The sequence below is a fragment of the Pseudomonas sp. AA-38 genome (genome assembly GCF_029457475.1).
GTDB lineage: Bacteria > Pseudomonadota > Gammaproteobacteria > Pseudomonadales > Pseudomonadaceae > Aquipseudomonas.
This window is the reverse complement of the sequence record NZ_CP120359.1, coordinates 1954666-1974330: the sequence shown is the minus strand read 5'-3', so window position 1 is coordinate 1974330 and position 19665 is coordinate 1954666. Positions and strand designations below refer to the sequence as shown.

The following is a 19665-nucleotide window of genomic DNA, read 5'->3' as shown; positions in this document are numbered from 1 at the left end:
TGCCCTCTGTAGAGCAGGAGGATCAATTGGCTGGCAATGCTAGTCAGGCCTTGATGATATGCGGCGCAGGTGCACGGTACTTGCCGCGACTGTCGATGATCAACTTAGCCTGGGCTTCGATCAGTGCGTAGTCGAACTTGTCATGATCGGTCGCAAGTACCACGGCATCGAAGCTGGCCAGGCTCTCGGCGGTAAGCGGTTCGCTGCTCAACTCGAAATGATGCTCGCGCATTTTCGGGAATACCGGAACATGCGGGTCGCTATAGGCGACCACGCCGCCCTTAGCTTCGATCAGTTCCATGATCTCCACCGATGGCGACTCCCGCATATCGTCCACGTTTTTCTTGTAGGCAATACCCAGAACCAGAACACGGCTGCCTTTGAGCGCTTTGCCGGATTCATTGAGGCCGTCCATCAGCTTGCCCAGTACGTATTCGGGCATCGCCTGGTTGACTTCGCCGGACAGCTCGATGAAACGGGTGTGCAAGCCATACTCACGTGCTTTCCAGGTCAGGTAGAACGGGTCGATGGGAATGCAGTGGCCACCCAGGCCCGGGCCCGGGTAGTAGGGAGTGAAACCGAAAGGCTTGGTCGCGGCAGCATCCACAACCTCGAAAATATCGATTCCCATTCTATCCGCCACGACCTTCATCTCATTAACGAGACCAATATTCACCGCCCGATGAATATTTTCGAGAAGTTTGGTCATTTCCGCAGCTTTCGTGGAGCTGACTGGCACCACTTTATTGATTGCCTGCTCATACAAAGCCACCCCCACTTCCAAACAAGCAGGCGTATGCCCACCAATCACTTTGGGTATCGTGCGCGTCTCGAAATTCGGGTTACCAGGGTCTTCACGTTCAGGAGAGTAAACAAGGAAGATATCCTCCCCAACAACCAGCCCCCCCTCTTGCACTCTTGGCAGCAGCTCCTCCTCCGTAGTACCAGGGTACGTAGTACTTTCCAGCGAGACGACCTGACCAGCTCGCAGATAAGGCTTTATTGCGTCTGCAGTATTGATGACGAAGCTCATGTCCGGCTCACGATACTTATTCAAAGGCGTAGGCACGCAAAGAATAAGTGCATCACACTCAGAAGCTCGCGAAAAATCAGCCGTAGCCTCAAATCCCCTATCACAAGCCTGTGCTATTTGAGCTCCAGGGATATGCTCAATATAGCTTTCACCAGCATTCAGCTTGTTGACCTTTTCCAAGTCAATGTCAATGCCCAAGACTCGGTAGCCAATGGCGCTATATCGCAGCATCAAGGGCAAGCCAACGTACCCCATGCCAACGATGCCAACAACCGCCTCTTTCGAGGAAAATTTGTCAACGCTTACGGTTTTATATTTAGACATAATTCAGACCAATTTCATTACTTTAAAAGCCTTAAACCGACTTTTCCCGGTAACGCCCCATCAGGATGATTGAGCGAAAAAATGCAACTACCATTCCCAGCATGCAGCCTAGCAATACTCCCAGCGCCAAGGTTTTTATCTTTTGCGGCTTGATGGGCCTTAACGGCTTGACCGCTGGCCGATCAACCCTCACCAGGTTCAACTGATCAAGATCCAGGTTGATGCTACGCAGGCGCGCCGCTTCTTCGCGCATCTCGGAGAGCTTGGCCAGGAACAGATCCTCATTCTCGCGGCTTTGCATCATTTCAACCTGGCGATTGTGTTCGAGCATCTGCAGCTTGCTTTGAATGACGGCGATCTTCGGTTCGGTGTGGTCATCCGACTTGCGCTTGAGCAACGCTGCCCGCTCGGCCTCCAAGGCATCGGTACCCATGAAGTGCAGCGGGAACTGCTGATTGATGACTTCGGTACGGAATACGTTGCCCTGCCCCACCGTCGTGTCGGTGTCACCTAACGATGTCGGGTTGGTTGGCTTGGCGATACCCAGGGCTTTGGCAATGCTGATCGCTTCATCGAGCTGCGCGATACGATCCTGTCGGCGCGTACGCAACTCGCTTCTCAGCGCCTTGAGCTCATCCTGCAGGATGGCGCGTTGCAGCTTGTCATCCTCCTTGAGCTTGGCGATTGTGGCCTCTTTCTGCGCTTCATAGCTCGCCCGTGCAGCCGCCATTTGCCGTTCGATCTTGTTCAGCCGGTTCTGAATCACACCTTCCATATCCAGCGCCACACGCTGACGCTCGTCGACGATCGCCTGCTGAACGATGCCATTGAGAATTTCGACACCATCCAGAGTCTCGGGATAGACCAGTTTCAGCCCAACGAAAGCACTCAGGTTGTCCGTTCGTTTCGGATCTGGCTGCAACAGGGTGAAACTTTCGGCGTTGAAGGTCTCGAAACGCTGCTCCAGGCTTTTATTGAGGCCTTGCAGGTTGGCGAACAACTCGGGGTTGTCGCGAAAGAACTCGGCTCGCGTGCTGTAGGAGTCGAGCGCTGCGCCAACCCGCTTCAGTGCATCCTCAGGGGTCAGCTCATACACGCCTGTGCTATTGAGTTCGTCCAGTTCCTTCAGCGGCGCAGGGCGCAGGACGCTCTGCACCTGATAGTAAGGCGTGGCAAGAAAGGCATAAGCCGCTGCACAGAGCGTTACGGCCAAGGTGCAACCGATGATCAGAAACTTCTGCTGCCATAACTTATGGAATAGCTCGACCAGGTCGATCTCATCCGATCTGGTTTCACGGGGCATTACAGGCTGGATACTCACGGACACTCCAAAGTCGTTTACTGCTTTGAATCATTGGCACAAGCAGCACCGCCGGCATGGCGAATTTCAAGGCTGCGCAAGGCTGTCATAAGGGGATCTGCACGTCTACCTCATGGCCAATCGACATACAGTGGGCCTGCACCGCACGGGCAAGCTCGCGCTTGGCTTCTGGGTCGCCATGCACGATGCGAATTTCTTCGGGCAAATGACGCATTGCGCTGATGAAGCGAAGCAATCCTGCCTTGTCCGCATGCGCCGAGTAACCTCCGATGGTATGGATTTGTGCATGGATGGGATAACGCTGACCGTCGATATCGGCGTATCCATTACCTGGGCCGAAACGCTGTATCTGTTTACCCACAGAACCTTCTGCCTGATACCCCACGAAGAGCACATCATGGCGCTCGTCCCCCAGCATGGCTTTCAGGTAGTTGACGATGCGCCCATTGGAGCACATACCACTGCCGGCAATGACAATGGCCGGCTGAGCGGTCTGCGCCAGGCGATTGACCATCGCCATATGCGCCTTGTGACTATCGACCGTGAGCAGGTTGCGAAAGGCCAGTGGATTACGCCCCTTGGTCAAACGCGCCCTCGCCTCTGCATCCCAGAAGTGATCGAGCTCGCGATACACCGCAGTAAAACGACTGGCCAGCGGGGAGTCGAGGATGATCGGCAGGTTGGCCCAGCCCAATGCCGGAGCTTTACTTGATCTGGAGTCGTCAGACTTGACTGAGTCAGCCTTGGCCATCCCGCGATGAATGATGTCCTCGAGCTCGTAGAGCAGTTCCTGAGTGCGGCCAATACTGAAAGCCGGAATCAGAACCGTGCCCTGGTTGCTCAAGGCATGCACCAGTACTTTTTCGAGACGCTGACGGCGCGTGCGGCGGTCTTCGTGCAGACGGTCGCCATAGGTGCTTTCGATGACCAGCACATCGGCTTTATAGGGTGCTTTGGGAGCAGGCAGGATCGGCGCATGAGGGGCGCCGAGGTCACCGGAGAAAACGATGCGCTTCTTTAGGCCCATCTCGGGGTAGCGCACATCCACCTCGACATAAGCCGAGCCCAGGATATGGCCGGCGCGCTGCAAGCGCAGGCGGGCTTGCAACTGCTTGTTGTCGACCAGAGTGAACCACTGCTTGTAGGGCAACGCGACGATGCGCTGCTCGACCAGCTTCAGGTAGCGTTCGACCTGCTTCTGATCACGGCTGAAGCCAAGCTTGAAAGCATCTTCGAGCACGATGGGCAACAGCTTGGCCGATGGCTCGCTGCAGAGGATGGGGCCCTTGAAACCGGCCGCCAGCAGATAGGGAATACGGCCGACATGATCTATGTGAACATGCGTAGCGACCAGGGCCTTGATGCCCTCTATGGGGAAGTCGATAGCGAGCTGCCCGGCACGGGCACTACCATCGGGAGAGGTTTCAGCCCCTTGAAAGAGACCGCAATCGACCAGTAATGAAAATCCATCATCCATCATCAATTGATGGCAAGAGCCTGTCACGCCCGTGACGGCACCGTGATGAATGATAGAGGGGTACCACACGACTCAATCCCTTAGCACTTGTGAAACCTGAGAGGACTCAGCCCCAGCGGTACAGACGCAGATACGTTGAAAAGCGAAAAAAACCAAAAGCCATCTGCTGGCTAATAGTGTGAATAGCCTCACATTTTGCCGGTTTTTAAAGATTTGGCAAGCGCAGCAAAGGGACTTTAAAAGGCACGAGCGTCCCGTATCAAAGAGCCTGAAAAACCTGCATCATTCCTCCTCATTGACCCGATCCCGCAACTCCTTCCCAGGCTTGAAGTGCGGCACGAACTTGCCATCCAGGCGCACGGACTGTCCGGTCTTGGGGTTACGCCCAACGCGCGGCGCGCGGTAATGAAGAGAAAAACTACCGAAGCCGCGAATCTCGATCCGATCGCCTGTGGCCAAGGCCTGGGACATCTGCTCCAGCATGGTCTTGATGGCCAGCTCGACATCCTTGGAGGAAAGCTGCCCCTGGTGGGTGACGATTCTTTCGATCAACTCCGACTTGGTCATGGTTTTCCCTTCTTTTTCAAGCGGCTAGAAGATTCGGCGAATTGGTTTTAGCACGCTGATCACCTTTTGAACAGCCCTAAAAACAATGCCTTAGCACGCTTACCTGGCAAACCTCGACAGCGATGGCCAAACGACGGCAACGCCCCGGAAGCCAACGACAACAACCGACGCCACGGCCAGGCAAACCGAGCACATCCTCGAACGGCAGCAAAGAGAAGAAAGCAGGAGGTAGAGCCGCCGCAGAGATAAAGCACGGCGCAAGCTCCAGAAACAAAAAAGCCTGGTAATCACTGACCAGGCTCTAATGTAGGGACTCAGGGACTCCAGACCTAGCCAGATAACGTTCGTAGCGTATGTCTCTGGGCAGTCGCCGAGCGCGATCTGCTGCCCTGTGCCGTCTTCGAGATGGGCTTCCTGAGTCGCATTCACCAGCGTATTTGCTCGTACCAAGACTGAAGGATGCGCACGAAGATCTGTACCGCTGGTAAATGCCCCCGGCCACCTGAAGCCCCCTGACGCTCGCCGGATAAGCTGTTGAGACTGGGTGTAAATGTCTGTAGCGACTCCTGGCCGCCCAAAATCAGATAGCTCTCAATCAAAAACCCAGGAAAGCCCTACTTTGACGCCAAACACACCGGAGTCCCCTTCAGTAAGGGGACTATCAGTGATCCGATCTGGCAGGCTCTGGTAGCTCGCCTCGGCATTGAGCAGCCAGCGTTCACCCAGTGGTTTCGCTACGCTGAGCGCCACGCCCGGAACGAAGGCGCTACCGGGACGGTATCGGGATACACCGCGAGCCTCTTCCTCGCTTAGGGTGCCGTAGTAGTAGTTCGCGAGCTTGTCCGATAAGTAGTTCATCGTTAACGATGGCATTACCTCAGCACCGGCCACGGAAAAGGGGTAACCATACTCGAGAGACAATTCATAGCCATCACTGGCCCCGCTGATATCGCCCCGGGCGCTGGCCTGCAGTTCACCGGCAGCGCCTCTCCAGGTAGCCCGAAGGCCAAGGTCCAGGCCATTGTCACGATCTTCCAGTAGATCGCGATCTATTCCGTTCTCGAGCAACTCCTCGCGGCCGAAATCGTCAGCGTCGATACCGTCGAAACGACCGGCAACTATCGCATCCAGGCCGAAACTCTCGTTCTGGTACAGGTGCACACCACCGGTCAGTCCCCGCACGAAAAGGCGTTCGCTCTCGTAATGCAGCAGTGGCACCAGCGACATCGAGCGATCCTTACCGGCATAGATACCTTGCGAGGCGGATAAGCCCAAACCGACGGATCGAAATCCGCTTTCGTCGGCTTGGACGGCAAGCGGTAACGCAACAGCGAGAAGAACCAAACGGCGATGTGTCATGGAAGAAAGTCTCTGATCGTGGGGGGCGGCAATGCACTGGAAGGTCGTATGCAGACATACAGCAGTAAATGTCTACGCGAATATAGTTAGGCATCAAATCAGAGTAAATCTGTATATATTTCATCCATATATGGTCGAAACTTTCCCACAGGACTTACGCGGATCTCGCTGGCGGCACGTCTCGCCCGTGCCCAATCCATAGCCATAAATCCCGTGACTGAACACGATATGTGAATAGCCAGTTTCGGTATCTGTCATTGAACCCGTAGGCCCGCCTGCCTGATTGTTTCTGCCTCTGGAAATCAGCCGATTTCGCATACACAGTCAGCAGTGAGAATTGCGATGCCACGCCCAAGAACGCTTTACGAAAAGCACATCGAGTCCCATACCGTCTGCAGCCTGGATGACCAAGGCCATGTGCTGCTCTACATCGACCGACAGGTAGCCAACGAGTACACCAGCCCCCAGGCCTTCAGCGGTCTCAGGGAGGCTGGGAGAACCCTTTGGCGGCCTTCTTCCGTATTGTGCGTTGTGGATCACGTCAACCCGACCGCTCCGGAGCGCGTGGCTGCCATGCCGGATGCCAGTGGTGCGCTACAGGTGTCCTACCTTGAAAGGAACTGCCGGGACTTCGGCATCGAGCTTTTCGACGTGCTGGACAAGCGCCAGGGCATCGAGCATGTCGTTGCGCCCGAGCAGGGCTTCATTTTGCCCGGCATGGTGGTCGCAGCGGGCGACAGTCACACCACGACCTACGGAGCGCTGGGTGCGTTCGGGTTCGGCATCGGTACTTCGGAGATCGAGCACCTACTCGCCACCCAGACCCTGGTCTACAAGCGCCTGCGCAGCATGCGGGTTACCGTGCATGGCGAAATGGGACCGGGCGTCACGTCGAAAGATATCATCATGGCGCTGATTCAGCGCATCGGAGCCTCCGGCGCGACGGGGTACGCCATCGAGTTTGCCGGTCCCACCATCGATGCCCTGAGCGTCGAGGCGCGCATGACCATCTGCAACATGGCGGTCGAGGCCGGGGCACGAGGCGCGTTCATGGCCCCGGATGAGAAGGTATATGCCTACCTGAAGGACAAGCCCCGCGCGCCCAAAGGCGCACTATGGAATCAGGCGGTGGAAAAATGGCAGGAGCTGCATACCGATCCAGGCGCAAGGTTCGACAAGGAAGTGCAGCTCGACGCGAGTGCACTGGCGCCCATGGTCACCTGGGGAACCAGTCCCGACCATGCGGCCCGAATCGGCGAGCGGGTGCCGGATCCAGAGCTGGAGAGCGACCCGATCCGTCGCCAGGATCTGCAACGCGCCCTGCACTATATGGGGCTCGAACCTGGTACCAGGTTGGTCGACATCCCGATCAGCCATGCATTCATCGGCTCCTGCACCAATGCTCGCATCGAGGATCTACGCGACGCGGCGCGCGTGGTTCGTGGGCACGAGGTGGCGCCGAATGTGCGCGCGATGATCGTACCCGGTTCGACCCAAGTGCGCGATCAGGCGGAAGCCGAAGGCCTAGCGCAGATCTTCAAGGATGCCGGCTTCGAGTGGCGGCAGTCGGGTTGCTCCATGTGCCTGGCCATGAACGATGACGTGCTGGCGCCCGGTGATCGCTGCGCGTCGAGCACCAACCGCAATTTTGAAGGCCGCCAGGGCGCTGGTGCGCGCACCCACCTGATGAGCCCGGCCATGGTGGCGGCGGCGGCTATCAGCGGCCATCTGACCGATATCCGTATGCTGTCGCAGGAGGCCTGAGATGCAGCCATTCACTATCGTCAGCGGTATTGCCGCGCCCCTGCTTGCCGCCAATGTCGACACTGACGTGATCATGCCCAAGCAGTTTCTCAAAGGCATCGACCGCAAGGGGCTCGATCGCGGTGTGTTCTTCGATCTGCGCTGCTTGCCCGACGGTTCTGCGAACCCGGATTTCATTCTCAATCAGGCGCCGTGGATACAAGCCCGTTTTCTCGTGGTCGGGCCCAACTTCGGTTGCGGCTCCAGCCGTGAGCATGCGGTGTGGGGCCTTCAGCAGCTAGGGATTCGCGCACTGATAGGCAGCAGCTTCGCCGGCATCTTCCACGACAACTGCCAGCGCAACGGTGTTTTGCTCATCCAACTGAGCGAGGCTGAGGTGCTCGACATCGCTCAGCAGGCCGCCTCCCCAGAGCATGCGCGGCTCACCATCGATCTATCCCGGCAGGATATTCTGCTCGGCGATGGCCGGCGTCTGCACTTCGAGATCGAGAGGTTACGCAAGGACGCCTTGTTGCAGGGGCTGGATGCCATCGGCAGCACACTGCAGCGCACCTCGCAGATACGCGCTTTCGAGGCCAGGCACCATCTCGCCAATCCCTGGCTGGCCTGAGCGAAGCGTGGCCTGGCGCATAGTAGATAGTTGCCGCTCCTTCGCCTCCAGTGCGAAATGCTCGCTGTGCTGCCCGGCGCGGCTAAGTCCACGGGCAAAGCGGCATCAGCCGCCCAGAAGCGTCATTGCGAAGTAGCGCTGCAGAAACTCCACGCAGACACGAAGCTTGGCAGAGTCAGCCAATCGGGTCGGGTACACAGCCCAGACATTCGCGCTCTGCATGTACTCCGGCAGCACACGAACCAGCCTGCCCTGCTCCAGCAACGGCTGAACGTCCCACAGCGAGCGCAGGATAATGCCCAGATCATTCAATGCCCATTGAAGAACGATTTCGCCATTGTTCGACGATAACCTGCTGCCGACTCGGACGATCTCTTCACGCTCAGCGGTATTCAGCCGCCATACGCCGAATGGATCGCTGCGCTCCTTGATGACCAAGCAGTCGTGGAGAGCGAGCTCGCTGATTGTCGTGGGAAGACCACGCTTCTGCAGGTACGCGGGCGTTGCGCAAAGCACTCGTTGATTGCTGGCCAGCTTGCGGCCGATGTGATGCCCTGGAAGATCGTCTCCAATACGGATCTCGAGGTCGAACCCCTCGGCGACGAGGTCGACGACCCGATCAAAGACATCCAGACGTACCTCGAGCTCCGGATAGGCGGATGACAACTGTGCGACCGCAGGCGCGACATGATTGCGGCCAAATCCAAAACTGCTGCAGATGTGCAACAAGCCTCGCGGGATCTGCCGCACCGTCGTCAGTTCGCTGACGAAATCATCCATCTCGTCGAGAAAACGAGTCGCCCAGCGTTGCGTCTTCTCCCCTGCTTCGGTCAGCGCTATGAACCGCGTGCTACGGTGCAGAAGTCGCGCCTGCAGCGTTTCTTCCAGGATACGAATTCGCTTGCTGATGAAAGCTGGTGACACGCCAAGCTCTTGTGCCGCGGCGGCGAAGCTGGACTTTCGGATGACGGCGAGGAAGACCCGTAAATCCTCGGGTAATGGGGAGGTGCTCCTGGTGGTCATTCTGGCCTATCTATGCCTTACCAATACATGTGCATGGAGCGGTTGTGAGTTACGCCCGTCGCTGTCAGCGGCCGTGCTTCCCCTCCTGCTAAACGCGCGGCTTAACCATCGCAGCGAAAACGGCCTCGAAGTCCTGCTGCCGTTCAAGATCGGACACGAATGCCAGGACGGCCTGCTGAGCGCTCTCCGGCAGATGCGCAGCAGCCATTTTCCTGAACTTGCTCTCGAAGTCCTCCGTGGTCATGGGTGTCTCGACAGATCCCGGACCGCTAAGCACCTCGCTGACAAGGACTTCTCCGCTACACAAGGTAAGCGTCACCCGATTGGCCAAATGCCTGGGAAAGAGCCGGGTAATGGCTGGATCCTCGAAGACGGTCGTCTTCGCCATGAGTGTGGCGACCAGTGGATCGGTAATCTTCTTCATCGAATAGGATTCGATGGTGATGTCTCCATCGATCAGCGCACGAACGACGTTGTAAGGCAGGCTGTGATCAGCAGTTTCTCTCGTCTGAGGTCGCCATTTTTCAGCACCGTCAGCCAGGACCCGCTTGTTGAATTCGGATGTTTCGATCCGAATGGACTCGATAGCGAACAGGTCATCCAGACGCTTGCTGAGCTCAATTCCTGCCCAGACGGCCGTATGCAGTTCGCCGTTGGTAGGAAACGTCTTGGTCAGGGAGCGCTTGATGGCAAAGTCCCCGTTGACGCATGTGGCAAATGCATCGACTTCCAACGAGAACGCGCCCGTAACCTGGTTGAAGAATCCCATATCGCCCTCGAAAACAGGCGCTGGGCCAGTCATTCCGTGCCGCGCCATCTGGGCGGCGAATATCGCGTTGCGTGCTGCGTTTGCGGCGGAACATCCTTTCCAGTCCGATAGTGCTCCAGATCGGACCTGCCGCATCGCCAGATGCCCGCTGAGTGAGATGTTGATGGCCTGCTCGGTCTGTCGAGCGTCAAGCTTCATCAATTTGGCGGCGGCGGCTGCCATCGACACGTTGATGTAGTTGACGTGATCCCAGCCCTTTTTGTTCAGACTCGCAGCATCCTGCAAGCGCATCTGAATTTCGTAGGCCAGGATGATCGCCGCGATCAGGGCTTGTCCATCAGCCTGCTCTGCCTGGGCAACCGCGATGCAGGCCGGGATGTTGTCACTCGGATGCCCTGGCTCGAGCCCCATGTAGCCATCGTTGTAATCCAGAAAGCGGACCATGACGCCATTGGCGAAAGCCGCGCATTCTGGCGTTGTTTGCAGCGACGTCCCGAAGACACTCGAATAGCCGGGTACCGATGCCGCGTATGCCAGGCATGCCTGAACTGGATTCGCATCATAGGCCCCAAGGATGCAAGCGAGACTGTCCAGAACTCGATTACGCACGACTGCAATCAGATCGTTCGGAAATCCGCTGGTTGGAAATTCGTAGGCATACTCAGCCATGCGCCGGGCAAGAGTAACGTTTGACATCGCATCCTCGTTAAGCGAACAAAAAGGGGCGCCCGCCCCCCTGTTCGAGGCGAGAAATAAATGTCCGGCTGACTCCCGCCCCAGCGGGAACGGGGTGGTCTAGCCGGTTACTCGACGACGACATCCAGCAGACGGACGTACTGTTGCCCGGCATGCATGTCTCGCTCGACCATTCCCCCTTGCGGGGTTTGCCTGGGGTAGGAAATCTTGACCATATCGAGCTGAGGAACAGGGATGCGTTTCACCAAGGCGGCATCAGCTCCGTATAGCTGGGCAAACGCCTCTACCGACAGCGCGTCGCTGTCATGGTAACGATCGAAGTTTTTACGACCGTCAAAGAAGATGTCGAAAGTGATCCAGAAAGGTCCGGCCTGTTTCGACCTGATGTAACGACAGACTTCGCGCAGTTTAGGCATTGTGGTGCTCCTCGTTCTTGACTTCGCCAGCCATGTCCAGCCATTCGGTGCTGATCAACTCGAAGGGGTCATCCAGTTTCACGACATGGTTCAGCTTGAACTCGTAGATCTGGCCACGCGGGATATCGGCAGGGGTGAAAGCAAATCCATACGAAGGCAATTCCTTGCCCATGATGCTGGGGTAGTGGAAGAAATAGGGATTACAGGCGTGGGCAATTGAGTTGGCCAGCTCTTGAGTATCGGCGGTGGCCACGAAGAGAATTCCCAGCTCCGGTGGCGTAGGTGTACCAGCAGGAGGCTTCATCCCGGTGACGGCATTCCAGCCGTACATACGCAGCGAAATATGGAATTCGCCGAGTTCCTCGGCCGGGATGCACTGACGCGTTCGCGCGTAAAGCGCCTCGAGCAAGCGGTCGTGAAAACCGTCGATATCGGCCAGCACGTCAGGGTCTTGTACCCCTACCAGCATGATCGTCTGATACTGCCCCGCCGCGGCGCCCTCCAGCTTCATGGTGTACGGCTTAGGTTCCCAGCGGGATCCCGTCACCCTGACCGCCCTCTCACTGCACATGCGGTATTCGGCCTGGGTTACATCCAGAACGCCACCGGGTTCGATGAGACGATAAGGGTCACTGTTTTCGTACAGCATGTGCCCCGATACGCTTTCCGGCGTGCAGCGATTGTTCAGGCTGAGCGGCTCGACTTTGAATCCATCGTTGTCGATGCTCAGCAGCACACCAGCACCGGCGACAGGATTCTCTGCGCATTGCAGGCCACACTCCGCGGTCTTCCCCGCATGCCATGAAGGCCCCCATGGCGCACCCTTCCAGATGGGAAAGGCGGCAATAACGGCTGTATCGGTCGCACGGCCGGCAAGAACGATGTCCGCGCCGCTTTCCAGAGCTGCCACGAAAGGTTCAACCCCCAGAGCGGCCACGATATGCTCGCAGGCGTCGATCGTTGCATCGTCCAGAGGCTTCGATGGCGCAAGCGCAGTGATGCGCCCTTGAGCGTTCAGCTGCTTGAGAGTGGCCTTGTCCTGCTCGCAATGGATCATCGCCAACTTCGGTGCGACATTCAGCTCTCGCGCAACCTCGAGCACGATGTCGCGCGTCCAGGCCAAATTGAGATCGCCCCCCGCCTGGCCAGACGTTCCGATGATGATGGGTACGCCTGTAGCAGCCTGCGCTCGCATCAGAATCGTCAGGTCCCGCTTGACGGCACCTCGATTGTTCTTCGACTTGCCCAACGCCAGATAGGCGGCACCGCTATCGGTCGATCCGGCATCCGTCGCAATGGCCTGAGCACCCTGCTCCAATCCGTAGGTAATTTCCTCCTCACGAACACCTGCACCCAATGACCCGCAGGGCACGATTATTTTGATTGCGTCTTTTATTGGCTGACTCATAAAGCCCTCTCTACAACTAAGTATTGATCTCAAGAAACGGAGTAAGCCGAACTGGCAACCAGACAGCCCGCAGGAGGCTGTTCTCCACCAAGCACGGCTACGACGCAGTTGGCCGCAACTAAATTGGTGCGCTGAAGCCCTTCATGGGTTGAGGCACCGGAATGAGGAGTGGCAATCACGTTCGGCAGGCGTACCAACTCGTTCGTCACCCAGGCCAAACCCAGCTCGGATTCACTTTCAAAGACATCGAGCCCGGCCCCCGCAATTCGACCTTCCTTGAGCGACGCCAACAGTGCGCGGTCATCAACGAGGCCGCCGCGAGCGGTATTGATGAGAAACGCGCTGTTTTTCATCCGCGCTAGTCCGGTGGCATCGATAAGGTGGTTTGTAGCGGGTGTTAATGGCGCGTGAAGTGAAACGAAATCGCTGCGTTGCAGCAGCACATCCAGGTCGACATATTCGATATTCATCGCCTTGCCATAAGTGCAGGTCGGTCGAGGCGTCGAAACCAGAATGGTTGTTTCGAAAGCTCTCAAACGCCGGACGACATGCTGGGCAATACGACCAAGACCGACCAATCCGACCGTTTTGCCGTATAGGTCATGACCGATCAGAATCGAACCGGGCCCATCTATCAGCTGTTGCTGGGACTCGCGGAAGCGGTGAGCCGTGGCAAGCATCAACCCCAACGTGCGATCCGCGACACTCTCTTCGTTACCACCAGCAGCGATGGTGACGACCTTTCCCGTCTTCTGCGCCGCATCGACATCGACCCGTTCATAGCCCACGCCTCGGCGAGCGATGACCTTGAGCCTCGGCAGAGCTTGGAGAAGACTCAAGGTCACATTGGCATGACCAACGATCCATGCGTCGGCATCAGCGAGCACTGAAACCAGTTCCTCCTCTGTCGCTGCGGCATCCGCTTTGCCATCTGGCAGTTTCGCTAGAACTACCGAACAGCCATGGTCTTCCAGGAAGCTGATCGTCGCATCGTCAAAAAACTTCGGAGTTACAACCACCAACCTTTTATCTCTCGACACGGAACTCACCATTTCAACTGATCATTTACCAAGTACCATCGAACTAGAATGCGTAGTCGACGTACATCCTGAGCTCTTTACCGTTCACCACGTTATTGGGTTGAGCGGACACAAGTGCAACGAAGTTTTGATCAATCCAGTAGCGGGTATAGATCACACCGACCGACATCCCCTGATAATCCTGTTCTTCAAATCGATAGTTGAGTCGATACTCTGCCTGACTTTCACGCACATCTGTACGCATCCCGGAAAAAGGATCATCTGCATCGAAGCGGCCGCGCTTGAAAATGGCCATGACGTTGAATCCATCCAGCGGGATTCCAGCAATGGACTTCCCATCGAACTCATACTTCCCTGCCAACTGCCAAGTCTTTTCACCATCATTATTGAAGTCATTGCCCGAGCGCGTCCAAGCATCCATCAGGCCATCGACGTTTTCACCGTGATCGAAGAAGGCATAGCCCAGCATGCCGTTGCTCAATTCAGCTCGGGTTTTTGAATAAGACAGACCAAAGCTCCAGTGATCAATTTCCAGCCCCAGATTGACATTCAGCCAATTGGCCTTGTTGTCATAAGCGGCATCACCGCTCAACCAATCACGCTCCCAGACATCGCCATCGCGGCGAAAGTCGTAATATTGCGTTTCGAGAATTGCACCACCTCGCTCGCCCAGCGGTGCGCGGAGCGTCAAGGTATAACTGGTGTTACGGTTGAACTCCTTGGCCACGCCCTGAGCAAACTTCAAGGCAAATAACTTGGCGTCGTAACCGATGCTGAATGTCTTGATGTCATCGATCTCGAGGCCACCGTTACTTCGAATATGCTCGAAGTCTTCCCTGTCTCGTGGGGATACTCTGTTGAAATAGGCGCCATCGACGCTCAGCACACCAGGCAGCGGCCCGATATCCAAACCATCGACCTGAATCTGACCCCTTGCACCCTGCAAACTCCCAGGTACTGCCCTGGTGTCAAGCGTCACCACCGTACCCGCATCGAACCGTCCGCGACCGGTTTGAAGCAATGCTGACCAATTCTCCCCAGCATGACGGAGTTTGATATTGGCCTGACCCAGTTTCGCGAACCCTTCGCTGTCGCCCGAAGTGTCGTCAAATAGATCCCGGTTTTCCGGACGAGCATCGAGTTTGGCCACGCCATAAAAAGAAGCATCGAAGCCGATACTGTCGCGCCAATAACCAGAGTTATAATCCGCCACCAAACCCAGCGCAGTACCGCCCAGCCGCTCACCAAACGGAAAACCTCCAAAACGATCCTCGATCAGTTCGTTTTTTATCCGGGTATCGATATGAACAGCCCGCACATACACATTGAATTTACCTTCGTTATTCGTTCTGTTGTAGTCATGGATATTTGAAGCACAGGCACTACCAGCAGTCAGCAACAGCAGAGAAGAACTCAGCAGAAAGACAGTATTCTTATTGTTCACTTCCTGTTCCTTTTATTTATTTTTGACGCAGGAGTTCACTGCGACTGCCAATCGCAGCCGCACAATAAAACGCTGTAACTCAAACTATTAGATAATTGCGCCAGTCATACAGGCGCCAAGAATGAACACCAGAGAAGCGCCAATGGCCGGGACCAAGGCAAATTTCTGAAGATCACCAACTTCTCGCTTGAGTAAGCCGCCCAGCACGTAGATGGGGGCAATCAAGGGACTCAGCGCATGAACGGGCTGGCCGAGCATCGACGCCCGAGCGATATGCAGCGGATCGACGCCATACTCAGCGCCGGCTGCTGCCAGAATTGGCACGATGCCGAAGAAGTACGCGTCGTTGGACATGAAGAAGGTGAATGGCAGCGAAGCGAAGGCCGTGATCAGCGCCATTTGGCTGCCCGCCGAGTCCGGGATGATCGAAACAAAGGCTTGCGACATCGCATCGACCATGCCCGACCCCGTCAGTACCCCGGTGAAAACCCCCGCGGCGAAGATCAGCGTGGCGACTGTCACGGCATTTTCGGCGTGCGCGGCGATCCGTCTCTTCTGTTCGGCAAGTCGTGGATAGTTGATCACCAGTGCTAGGGCGAAGGTGACCACCATCACCACCGGCAGCGGCGCCAGACCAGTGCCCATGGCCGCAGCCATCAACAGCATCAACGCGAGGTTGACCCATACCAGCTTCGGTCGCTGGTGCCTGCGATCCACCTCCGGCAGTTCCACCTCGGCCTCCATCAAAAGCATGTTCTTGCCGGGCTGCCACCCCAAGCGCTTGCGCTCCCTGATCCCCAGCCACCATGCCATACCCGCGGCATAGACGAGCCCCAGCGCCGCGGCAGGAATCAGCCCGACGAACACATCCATGACATCCAGATGCAAGGCACTGGCCACGCGAGCGGTAGGCCCGCCCCAGGGAATGATGTTGATCATCGTGTTGGTAAGCAGGATGAGCAGCGCGATGATCAGTGGATTCATGCCAATACGCAGGTAAACGGGTAGAAAAGCCGTCACCACGATGAGCACGGTACTGGTGCCGTCACCATCGAGAGAAGTCAGCGCCCCCAGAAAAGCGGTTGCCAGACTGATGCGCAGCGGATCATGCCCCGAGAAACGGGTGATCACCTTGACCACCGGTTCAAACAGGCCTGCGTCATACATGATGGAGAAAAGAAGTATGGCGAAAACCAGCATGATCGCGATCGGTGCGATTTGTCGCATCCCATCCATCACCATGCCGCCCATTTCGCTTCCCAGACCAGCGAACAGTCCGAACGCCACGGGGACGAGAATCAGCGCAACTACCGCAGACAATCGCTTGGTCATGATCAGGACCATGAACGTAGTGACCATCGCGAAACCTATCCAAGCCATATCGGTGCCCTTCTTATTGTTAGAAATGCGATCCACCTGACTGGTGACCACGCCCGAAACGGTACACATTGATAGATATGTAGTAAATCTTGATTTATTTAGTTCATATTTACATTAAAAATTAACGTGTGCTATAAGCGCACACACCTCTTTGCAGTAACGAATCCACTGGCGAGCGCACCCCATGAGCGACGACCATCTCTACATGACAGCCGAGCAGGCAGCAGAACGTCTCGCTGTGAACCTTCCAACTCTCTATGCCTACGTCAGCCGGAAAAACATCCGCTCCGTAAAGGTGGAAGGGTCTCGAAAGCGTCGTTACTGGGCAGCGGATATCGAGCGACTGGCCAAAGGGGAGCAGCGCGGCAGCGCTACGCAGCAACCCGAGCTTGGGCTGGGTATTCAGAGCAGTGCTATCACCCTCCTGACAGACAATGGCGTCTACTATCGAGGCGTCAGTGCTACCGAGTTGGCCGATCACGCGACACTGGAAGAAGCGGCGGAGTTGATCTGGCAGTCCCCAGGAGCTTTCTCCAAAGCCTTACCTGTAATGCCGGAGAGTACTCCAGCTCTGCTCGGGCTATATCAGCACATGACTGTGTCCGAAAAGGCCATTGCGCTTTTTCCGCTGGTTGAACGGGTCAATCCTCGCTCCTTCGACCTATCCCCTGATGCGTATGCACGAACGGGGGCCGACGTGGTGCGCATCCTGGCGTCCCTTCTGGTGGGCCACGGCGTGCCAAGTGCCCAGCCACTCCACGAATTCCTTTGCCAAGGGCTGGGCGTCGATCCGGCCCTTCAGGATCTTCTCAGGCGTCTTCTGGTGCTGTTCATCGATCACGAGTTCGATCATTGCACCTATAGCGTCAGGGCAGCAGCGCGAACTGGGGTTACACCCTACTACGCCGCAATAGCGGGTCTTACGACTTACCAGGGTAGGCGGACCGCCTATAGCAGGCATCAGGCGGCCAGCCGACTTCTCGCCGAGATATGCATAGCCAAGGATCCCATTCCGGTGCTGCTGCAGTACTTCAGTCAGAGCGGTGAGATTCCGGGATTCAATCATTCCACCCACAAGGATGCGGATCCTCGCGTCGCTAACCTGATGGCTGCCATGATCGACGTCTTCGAGGCTGACCCGGAATTCCGGAATCTGCAGAAGGCGGCGCAAGTGGCTGAAGAACTCGTAGGCAAACCACCAGAATTCGTTCTATTGGCCAGCTTCGTAGGTAGGAAATGTAACCTGATCGGTGAAGAACTGGCGCTGGCTGGAATCGCCAGGGCGATAGGCTGGATCGCTCACGCCAGCGAGCAATGCCAGCTCCCCGTAGCCAGACAACGGGCCAATTACACAGGAAAGCTTCCGAGCTAAGGAAAGTCTGAAGAAGACCTCCCGTTTCTGGTGAAATAGGCCAATCCCGTTGCCCGAGTTTCTCAATGAAGCAAATGACTTTCGCCGACGCCGAATACGCCGGTAAACGTAAGCAGACCCGCAAGGAGCTGTTCCTGATCGAGATGGATCAGGTTGTGCCCTGGAAGGGGTTGGTGGCACTGATCGAGCCGCATTATCCCAAAGGTGAAGGCGGTCGGCCGGCCTACCCGTTGATGGCTATGCTGCGGGTACACCTGATGCAGAACTGGTTCGGCTACAGCGATCCTGCAATGGAAGAGGCCCTGTATGAAACGACCATTCTGCGCCAATTCGCAGGCTTGAGCCTGGAGCGTATCCCGGACGAAACGACCATCCTCAATTTCCGTCGACTGCTGGAGAAGCATGACCTGGCTGTCGGCATTCTCGGTGTCATCAATGGCTACCTGGGCGACCGTGGCCTGTCCTTGCGTCAAGGCACCATCGTCGATGCCACGCTGATTCATGCACCCAGTTCGACCAAGAACAAGGAAGGCAAACGCGATCCCGACATGCACCAGACCAAGAAAGGCAACCAGTACTACTTCGGTGCCAAGGCACATATCGGGGTCGATGTGGAGTCGGGGTTGGTGCACCACGTCCATGTCACAGCCGCCAATGTTGCGGACGTCACCCAGGTGGACAAGCTGCTGCATGGCGAAGAGAACATGGTGGCGGCTGACGCCGGTTATACGGGCGTCGAGAAGCGCGAGGAGCATGAGGGGCGCCAGGTCATCTGGCAGATCGCGGCTCGGCGCAGCACGTACGAAAAGCACGGCAAGAAAAGTGCACTGTACAAGGCATACCGCAGCCTCGAGAAAGCCAAAGCGCAGACCCGCTCGAAGGTTGAGCACCCGTTCCGGGTGATCAAACGCCAGTTTGGTTACACCAAGGTGCGGTTTCGTGGCTTGGCGAAGAACACCGTCCAGATGGTGACGTTATTCGCTCTGTCGAACCTGTGGATGGCACGCCGATATTTGTTGGTGGGTGCAGGAGAGGTGCGTCTGTAATGTGGAAAATGGCCTCCGCAGGTTGATTGCGGAGGTCAGAAACGGAGAAACAAGCGGGTTATCTGAGCATTTTCGATCAGATGGACTCTTTCAAAATCGGCAGTGGCCGAAGTCGGCCAGAAATAGCGGCCTATTTCAGACCTTCCCTAAGGCGTGCTCCCTCCATTTTCCGACGCTGCGCCTGAGCTCTGCCAGGCGCTTGACCGCTGGCGCAACATGGTTACATAGCTAGAACTTCTATTGACGATTTCTGTACAGATTTACGAATCATCAATCTGTGCAATAGATTCGTGCCAGCTACAGGGCATCGCCTATGTTCCAGATTTTTGTGCCGAAATAGCTATTGAAGACGGGCTACTTGAGACCGTCTTGAGGGATTGGTGCCCCGCAGAGCCGGCTAGCGCTTTACTAATCCGGTCATAGGCAGGTGCTAGCTGTACTCCGAACATTCATCGATTTACTGAAAGAAATCCAACGGCCGCCCGTTGAAATCCAAGAGCAGTAACGACAGGCCGCAGGCTTGCCCATACCGGGCGTAGTTATTCAGCAGGCGCGACGACAGCCAAATACAGCGTTGCGATCAGTCGTCTTCATTAATCATCCCTTACGACAGATA

General features: G+C 56.5%; 16 protein-coding genes and 1 pseudogene. 5 read left to right on the top strand and 12 right to left on the bottom strand.

The features are described from left to right. Nucleotides 1–43 precede the first annotated feature (43 nt). The 4 genes from wbpA to ihfB all read right to left on the bottom strand — a co-directional run bounded on the left by wbpA (nt 44) and on the right by ihfB (nt 4722). Nucleotides 44–1357: a UDP-N-acetyl-D-glucosamine 6-dehydrogenase gene (wbpA, locus tag PVE35_RS09040; RefSeq protein WP_277374429.1), complete on the bottom strand. Its 1314-nt coding sequence runs from the start codon at nt 1355–1357 to the stop codon at nt 44–46. A gap of 31 nt (nt 1358–1388) precedes the next feature. Further along, nucleotides 1389–2678: a Wzz/FepE/Etk N-terminal domain-containing protein gene (locus PVE35_RS09035; RefSeq protein ID WP_277374428.1), complete on the bottom strand. Its 1290-nt coding sequence runs from the start codon at nt 2676–2678 to the stop codon at nt 1389–1391. Nucleotides 2679–2763: 85 nt separating this feature from the next. After that, a complete protein-coding gene (locus tag PVE35_RS09030; protein ID WP_277374427.1) occupies nt 2764–4224 on the bottom strand; it encodes an MBL fold metallo-hydrolase in 1461 nt (486 codons plus the stop codon). 213 nt (nt 4225–4437) lie between these two features. After that, on the bottom strand, nt 4438–4722 hold the full coding sequence (ihfB, locus tag PVE35_RS09025; RefSeq protein WP_129483565.1) for an integration host factor subunit beta: 285 nt from the start codon (nt 4720–4722) through the stop codon (nt 4438–4440). Between the two features lie 324 nt (nt 4723–5046). Here ihfB and PVE35_RS25465 point away from each other — a divergent pair. Next, a pseudogene (locus PVE35_RS25465) lies at nt 5047–5178 on the top strand (LasR-specific antiactivator QslA); the annotation flags it as partial. Nucleotides 5179–5313: 135 nt separating this feature from the next. Here PVE35_RS25465 and PVE35_RS09015 read toward each other — a convergent pair. Next, on the bottom strand, nt 5314–6081 hold the full coding sequence (locus PVE35_RS09015; protein WP_277374426.1) for a MipA/OmpV family protein: 768 nt from the start codon (nt 6079–6081) through the stop codon (nt 5314–5316). 342 nt (nt 6082–6423) lie between these two features. On the opposite strand from PVE35_RS09015, the gene leuC reads away from it, so the two are divergent. Both leuC and leuD read left to right on the top strand, forming a co-directional pair. Continuing rightward, nucleotides 6424–7845 carry a 3-isopropylmalate dehydratase large subunit gene (gene leuC / locus PVE35_RS09010; protein WP_277374424.1) on the top strand — a complete coding sequence of 474 codons (1422 nt, stop codon included), beginning with the start codon at nt 6424–6426 and terminating at the stop codon, nt 7843–7845. Nucleotide 7846: 1 nt separating this feature from the next. Continuing rightward, entirely contained in the window at nt 7847–8455 is a 609-nt protein-coding gene (gene leuD, locus PVE35_RS09005; RefSeq protein ID WP_277374423.1) for a 3-isopropylmalate dehydratase small subunit, read from the top strand. Between the two features lie 105 nt (nt 8456–8560). Here the strand turns inward: leuD and PVE35_RS09000 are convergent, their stop codons facing one another. The 7 genes from PVE35_RS09000 to PVE35_RS08970 all read right to left on the bottom strand — a co-directional run bounded on the left by PVE35_RS09000 (nt 8561) and on the right by PVE35_RS08970 (nt 16682). Next, complete coding sequence (locus PVE35_RS09000) at nt 8561–9478, bottom strand: LysR substrate-binding domain-containing protein (RefSeq protein ID WP_277374422.1); 918 nt, start codon at nt 9476–9478, stop codon at nt 8561–8563. An 88-nt stretch (nt 9479–9566) separates the two neighbouring features. After that, nucleotides 9567–10943 carry an MmgE/PrpD family protein gene (locus tag PVE35_RS08995; RefSeq protein ID WP_277374421.1) on the bottom strand — a complete coding sequence of 459 codons (1377 nt, stop codon included), beginning with the start codon at nt 10941–10943 and terminating at the stop codon, nt 9567–9569. A 107-nt stretch (nt 10944–11050) separates the two neighbouring features. Then, entirely contained in the window at nt 11051–11359 is a 309-nt protein-coding gene (locus PVE35_RS08990) for a DUF4387 domain-containing protein (protein ID WP_277374420.1), read from the bottom strand. Then, on the bottom strand, nt 11352–12767 hold the full coding sequence (locus PVE35_RS08985; protein ID WP_277374419.1) for an acyclic terpene utilization AtuA family protein: 1416 nt from the start codon (nt 12765–12767) through the stop codon (nt 11352–11354). Before PVE35_RS08985 ends, PVE35_RS08990 begins: the two co-directional genes overlap by 8 nt. 29 nt (nt 12768–12796) lie before the next feature. Then, complete coding sequence (locus PVE35_RS08980) at nt 12797–13807, bottom strand: phosphoglycerate dehydrogenase (protein WP_277374418.1); 1011 nt, start codon at nt 13805–13807, stop codon at nt 12797–12799. Nucleotides 13808–13850: 43 nt separating this feature from the next. Then, entirely contained in the window at nt 13851–15251 is a 1401-nt protein-coding gene (locus tag PVE35_RS08975; RefSeq protein ID WP_277374417.1) for an OprD family outer membrane porin, read from the bottom strand. Between the two features lie 87 nt (nt 15252–15338). Continuing rightward, nucleotides 15339–16682 carry a citrate:proton symporter gene (locus tag PVE35_RS08970; protein ID WP_277374416.1) on the bottom strand — a complete coding sequence of 448 codons (1344 nt, stop codon included), beginning with the start codon at nt 16680–16682 and terminating at the stop codon, nt 15339–15341. A gap of 133 nt (nt 16683–16815) precedes the next feature. On the opposite strand from PVE35_RS08970, the gene PVE35_RS08965 reads away from it, so the two are divergent. Continuing rightward, entirely contained in the window at nt 16816–18003 is a 1188-nt protein-coding gene (locus PVE35_RS08965; RefSeq protein WP_277374415.1) for a citrate synthase, read from the top strand. 65 nt (nt 18004–18068) lie between these two features. Further along, on the top strand, nt 18069–19049 hold the full coding sequence (locus tag PVE35_RS08960; RefSeq protein WP_277372100.1) for an IS5 family transposase: 981 nt from the start codon (nt 18069–18071) through the stop codon (nt 19047–19049). Nucleotides 19050–19665 lie beyond the last annotated feature (616 nt).

What these genes read in the sequence shown, in the direction of transcription:
- PVE35_RS09000 (WP_277374422.1), bottom strand. Translation starts at nt 9,478, where the DNA reads ATGACCACCAGGAGCACCTCCCCATTACCCGAGGATTTACGGGTCTTC.
- PVE35_RS08985 (WP_277374419.1), bottom strand. Translation starts at nt 12,767, where the DNA reads ATGAGTCAGCCAATAAAAGACGCAATCAAAATAATCGTGCCCTGCGGG.
- PVE35_RS08990 (WP_277374420.1), bottom strand. Translation starts at nt 11,359, where the DNA reads ATGCCTAAACTGCGCGAAGTCTGTCGTTACATCAGGTCGAAACAGGCC.
- PVE35_RS08965 (WP_277374415.1), top strand. Translation starts at nt 16,816, where the DNA reads ATGAGCGACGACCATCTCTACATGACAGCCGAGCAGGCAGCAGAACGT.
- PVE35_RS09015 (WP_277374426.1), bottom strand. Translation starts at nt 6,081, where the DNA reads ATGACACATCGCCGTTTGGTTCTTCTCGCTGTTGCGTTACCGCTTGCC.
- PVE35_RS08960 (WP_277372100.1), top strand. Translation starts at nt 18,069, where the DNA reads ATGAAGCAAATGACTTTCGCCGACGCCGAATACGCCGGTAAACGTAAG.
- ihfB (WP_129483565.1), bottom strand. Translation starts at nt 4,722, where the DNA reads ATGACCAAGTCGGAGTTGATCGAAAGAATCGTCACCCACCAGGGGCAG.
- wbpA (WP_277374429.1), bottom strand. Translation starts at nt 1,357, where the DNA reads ATGTCTAAATATAAAACCGTAAGCGTTGACAAATTTTCCTCGAAAGAG.
- PVE35_RS08995 (WP_277374421.1), bottom strand. Translation starts at nt 10,943, where the DNA reads ATGTCAAACGTTACTCTTGCCCGGCGCATGGCTGAGTATGCCTACGAA.
- leuC (WP_277374424.1), top strand. Translation starts at nt 6,424, where the DNA reads ATGCCACGCCCAAGAACGCTTTACGAAAAGCACATCGAGTCCCATACC.
- leuD (WP_277374423.1), top strand. Translation starts at nt 7,847, where the DNA reads ATGCAGCCATTCACTATCGTCAGCGGTATTGCCGCGCCCCTGCTTGCC.